Source organism: Mycobacterium kyorinense (assembly GCF_001672775.1).
GTDB lineage: Bacteria > Actinomycetota > Actinomycetes > Mycobacteriales > Mycobacteriaceae > Mycobacterium > Mycobacterium kyorinense_A.
In genome coordinates, this window is record NZ_LZKJ01000076.1 from 1 (window position 1) to 4,620 (window position 4,620).

The window sequence follows — 4,620 nt, forward strand, 5'->3', positions numbered from 1 at the left end:
GTGGCCATCGTTGTCGGCCAAGGGGCGGCCGAGGCTGCCGACGAAGTGGTGCAGACCGCGGAGTTGCTCGGCGCCGGGGTCGCCAAGTCTTCGCTGGGTCGCGCCGTGCTGCCCGACGATCTGCCCTATGTCACCGGTCCCATCGGGTTGCTCGGGTCCACCGCCAGCGAGGCGATGATGTCCGGCGCCGACACCTTGTTCTACATCGGCACCAGCTTCCCCTACACCGAATGGCTGCCGAAGGAAGGCCAATGCCGCGGCGTCGAGATCAACATCGACGGACGCATGATCGGTACCCGCTATCCGATGGAGGCCAACCTGGTCGGAGGCTCCAAAGAGACGCTGCGAGAGCTCATTCCACTGCTCAAGCGTAAAGACGACCGGTCGTGGCAGGAAAAGATCGAGAAGGAAGTCAAGGAATGGTGGGCGGTGCTCGACAAGCGCGCGCACGACAAAGCCGACCCGCTCAACCCGGAGCTGGTGGCGCATGAGCTGTCGAAGCGGCTGCCCGACAACGCAATTCTGACCACCGATGCCGGCTCGGTCGCCAACTGGTGGGCCCGGCACCTGAGGATGCGGCCCGGGATGGCGGCCTCGCTGGCCGGAAATCTGGCCACCATGGGGCCCGGCACGCCGTACGCGATCAGCGCCAAGCTCGCCTATCCGGACCGGCCGGTAATCGCGCTGGTCGGTGACGGCGTGTTCCAGATGAACGGAATGGCCGAAATGATCACGGTCAAGCGCTACAAGGACCGGCTATCGAATGGGCCGCTGATCTTCTGTGTGTTCAACAACGAAGACCTCAACCAAGTCACGTGGGAACAGCGGGCAATGGGTGGAGAGCCCAAGTTCGAAGGCTCGCAATATATCCCGGATGTCCCCTACGCAGATTTTGCCAATCTGCTCGGTCTGACCGGAATTCGCTGCGACGACCCGGCGAAGATCGGCGAGGCGTGGGACCGGGGATTGGCCGCCAACGGTCCGGTGGTTTTGGAAGTCGTCGTCGACAAGGACATCCCGCCTGTCCCGCCACACATCAAGAAGATGATGGCCAAGAAGACCGCCAAAGCGGTGATGAAAGACCCCGACCGGGTCAGCATCGGCAAAAAGGGCGCCAAACAGAAGATGCATGAGTTCACCGAGTCGATCAAGCAGACCGTCAAAGGTGACGACGAATGACGCAGACCGTCCCATCCCGGCCCGATACCCGCTTCGTCGCCGGGATGGCGTCGGTCGACAAAGTCAACGTCGCAGGGCTGGAGAACCAGCTGCGCCGGCACGTCAGCGGTGAGGTGCGGTTCGACACGGCCACCAAGGCGATGTATGCCAACGATGCGTCGAACTTTCGCCAGGTGCCCATCGGCGTGGTTGTGCCCAAGACGATCGAGGACGTCGTCCAGACCGTGCGGGCCTGTCACACCTACGGTGCCCCGGTGCTGTGCCGGGGCGGTGGGACCAGTCTGTCCGGTGAGACCGTGAATGTGGCCGTGGTCATCGACTTTTCGAAGTACCTCACCGAGATCATCGACATCGACGCCGAACGCCGGGTGGCGACCGTGCAAACCGGCGTGATCAACGAGCAGCTCAACAAGGCCACCGGCGAGTACGGGCTGGTGTTCGGGCCGGACCCGTCGTCGCACTCGCGGTGCACGTTGGGTGGCAACATCGGTAACAACTCCTGCGGTGTGCACTCGATCCAGTCGCATCTCTACGGACCGGGGCCGCGCACGTCCGACAACACGCATTCCCTGGACATCGTCACCTATGACGGCGCGCGGTTCTCGGTCGGCGTCAACGAGGAGAAGGATCTGGACGCCATTATCGCGGCCGGCGGGCGCAAAGGTGAGATTTATGCCGCCCTGCGGGATTTGCGCGACGAATACGCCGACGACATCCGCAAGGGATATCCATCGGTGGACGAGCTGCCGCGCCGGGTGTCTGGATACAACCTCGACGAGTTGCTTCCGGAGAAGGGTTTCAATCTCGCTCGGGCGTTGGTGGGCACCGAGAGCACCTGCGCGGTGGCGTTGACGGCGACGGTGATGCTGACGCCGGCCATGATTCACCGCACCCTGGTGGTGATCCAGTACGACACCCTCGGCGAAGCCGGCGACGCGGTACCGGACCTGATGGCCTGGAAGCCGATCGGGCTGGAGGCCGTCGACCACATGCTCGTCCACGACCAGGACCTGACCGGCAGCAATGCTGCCGGCCGCGCGGCGCTCCCCAAGCCGAAATCCAGTGGTGCCTGGCTGTTCATGCAGTTCGGATCCGACGAGCCCGGCGAATCGCTGCGCCGGGCCGAGGAATTCGTGCAGTGGTTGAAAAAGAAGAAGGACTACGACGACGACCGGATGGTGCTGGCCCGCAGCAAGCAGGACGGCGGGAACAGTGACGAGCTGTGGTCGATTCGCGAGTCCGGATTGGGGTCGACGGCATTTCCGGCGGACAGCGGGGATCATTGGCCGGGTTGGGAAGATTCGGCCGTGCCGCCGGCGCGAGTCGGCGACTATGTGCGGGATTTGCAGCAGCTCTACGCCGACCACAGCCTGCGTGGCGCCATGTATGGCCATCTGGGCGAAGGCTGCATCCATTCCCGGATCAACTTCGATTTGCGCCATCGCGACGGCCTGGCCAACTACCGGCACTTCATGGAGGCGGCCGGTGATTTGGTGGCGCGCTACGGCGGCTCGATGTCCGGCGAGCACGGCGATGGGCAGCAGCGCGCCGAACTGCTCGGCAAGCAGTACGGTCCGAGGCTGCTCGACGCGATGCGCAAGTTCAAGCTGATCTGGGATCCCGAGTGGAAGATGAACCCGGGCAAGGTCATCGACCCGTATCGCTTCGACGAGAACCTGAAGCTGGGCACCGACTACAACCCGCCGCGGCCGAAGGTGAAGTTCGCCTACCAAGAAGATGACGGCGACTTTTCCCACGCGGCGTTGCGCTGCGTCGGTGTCGGCAAATGCCGGGTGCCCGAGGCGCAGAGCACGATGTGCCCGAGCTATCAGGTGACCAAGGAGGAGAAGCACTCCACTCGGGGCCGGGCCCGGCTGCTGTTCGAGATGCTGCGGGGTGAAGTGATCACCGATGGCTGGCAGTCCACGGAGGTCGCCGATGCGTTGGACCTGTGCCTGGCCTGTAAGGGTTGCACCAGCGACTGCCCGGTCGAGGTCGACATTCCGACCTACAAGGCAGAATTCTTGTATCACCATTTCAAGTCGGCCCGCCGGTGGCGGCCGCGCTACGCCTATGCGTTCGGGTTCATCGACCAGGCCGCGCGGTTGGCCAGTGCGATACCCGAGCTGGCGAACTTCGCCACCCAGACACCGGTGCTGTCGCGAATCGCCAAGGCGGTGGGCGGAATCGACCGCAAGCGGCCCTTGCCGACGTTTGCGCCGATGACATTGCAACAGTGGTTTTCGGGGCGTCCGGTGGTCAACGACGGCGGCCCGCGGGTCATCGTGTTTCCGGACACCTTCAACAACCGGCTGCACACCGATGTCGGGGTGGCCTGCGTGGAGGCGATCGAGGCGGCCGGCTGGCAGGTGGTGATGCCGACCAAGCACATCTGTTGTGGCCGACCGCTGTACGACTACGGTTTTCTGGATGTGGCCCAGCGCTATTTGCACGATGTGCTGTCGCAATTGCGCGACGACATCCGGGCCGGCACACCGATCGTGGGGATGGAGCCGAGCTGTCTTGCCGTGTTCAAGGACGAGCTGCCGAAGCTGTTGCCGCATGATGACGATGCAGACCGCCTGGTACGCAACAGCTATCACTTCGCCGAGTTCTTCACGAAGTTCGACGTCGACCTTCCGAAGGTGCCCGAGGCACGGGCGCTGCTGTGGGGGCACTGCCACCAACGGGCGACCGGCGGGGTCGATGCGGATCAGCAGGTCCTGGAAAAGATGGGTTTCGATGTGGAACCGGTATCCGGCGGCTGCTGCGGATTAGCGGGTTCGTGGGGTTTCGAGCAAGGCAAGTACCAACTTTCGATGGACTGCGGCGAGCAAGCACTGCTGCCGAAGATTCGCGATAACCCCGACGCCCTCGTGGTGGCCGACGGATTCTCCTGCCAGACCCAGATCAGCGATGCGGGTGCAGCGAACCCGCTGCATCTGGCGCAGGTAATGGTCGGCGGTCGGCCGTCGCGGCCGGAACCGTCGTCACGGGTTCGAGCTGCCCGAGTAGCTGGTCCACTGGCCGCACTGGCGGTGGCGGGGGCTGGTGTGTCCTGGGCGCTGGCGTCCGCGCTCCGAAAGCGTTGAGCCGCTAGGGCACGTCGTCGTCTTCCTCGCGGAGGAGTTTTTCGGGGTGGTGGTAGGTGTTGGTTCGGGGTTGGCCGTGGTCGAGGTGTGAGGGTGGGATCCATTGGGTGTCGCCGTTTTTGAGTTTGCGGGTGGTCCAGCCACCGGTGGTGACGAGTTTGTGGTGGGGTCCGCAGGCCAGGGTCAGATCGTCGATGTGGGTGTCGTGGCATTGGGCGTAGTCGGTGACGTGGTGGACTTCGGTGAGGTAGCCGGGCACATCGCAGTGGGGAAACGTGCAGCCGCGGTCTTTGGCGTGCAGCACAATTCGCTGACCGGGTGAGGCCAGCCGTTTGGCGTGGTAGAGCCC

2 protein-coding genes and 1 pseudogene are annotated in these 4,620 nt (G+C 64.0%); 2 read left to right on the forward strand and 1 reads right to left on the reverse strand.

Going from position 1 to position 4,620, the window contains the following annotated elements; all coding sequences use genetic code 11:
- Positions 1-1,179: thiamine pyrophosphate-dependent enzyme (locus tag A5707_RS07670; RefSeq protein ID WP_065013909.1), on the forward strand; the 1,179-nt coding region annotated here is incomplete at its 5' end.
- A complete protein-coding gene (locus tag A5707_RS07675; RefSeq protein WP_065013910.1) occupies positions 1,176-4,271 on the forward strand; it encodes an FAD-binding and (Fe-S)-binding domain-containing protein in 3,096 nt (1,031 codons plus the stop codon). The genes A5707_RS07670 and A5707_RS07675, both read left to right, overlap by 4 nt.
- Before the next feature lie 4 nt (positions 4,272-4,275).
- On the opposite strand, the pseudogene A5707_RS07680 reads toward A5707_RS07675, so the two are convergent.
- A pseudogene (locus tag A5707_RS07680) lies at positions 4,276-4,620 on the reverse strand (hypothetical protein); the annotation flags it as partial.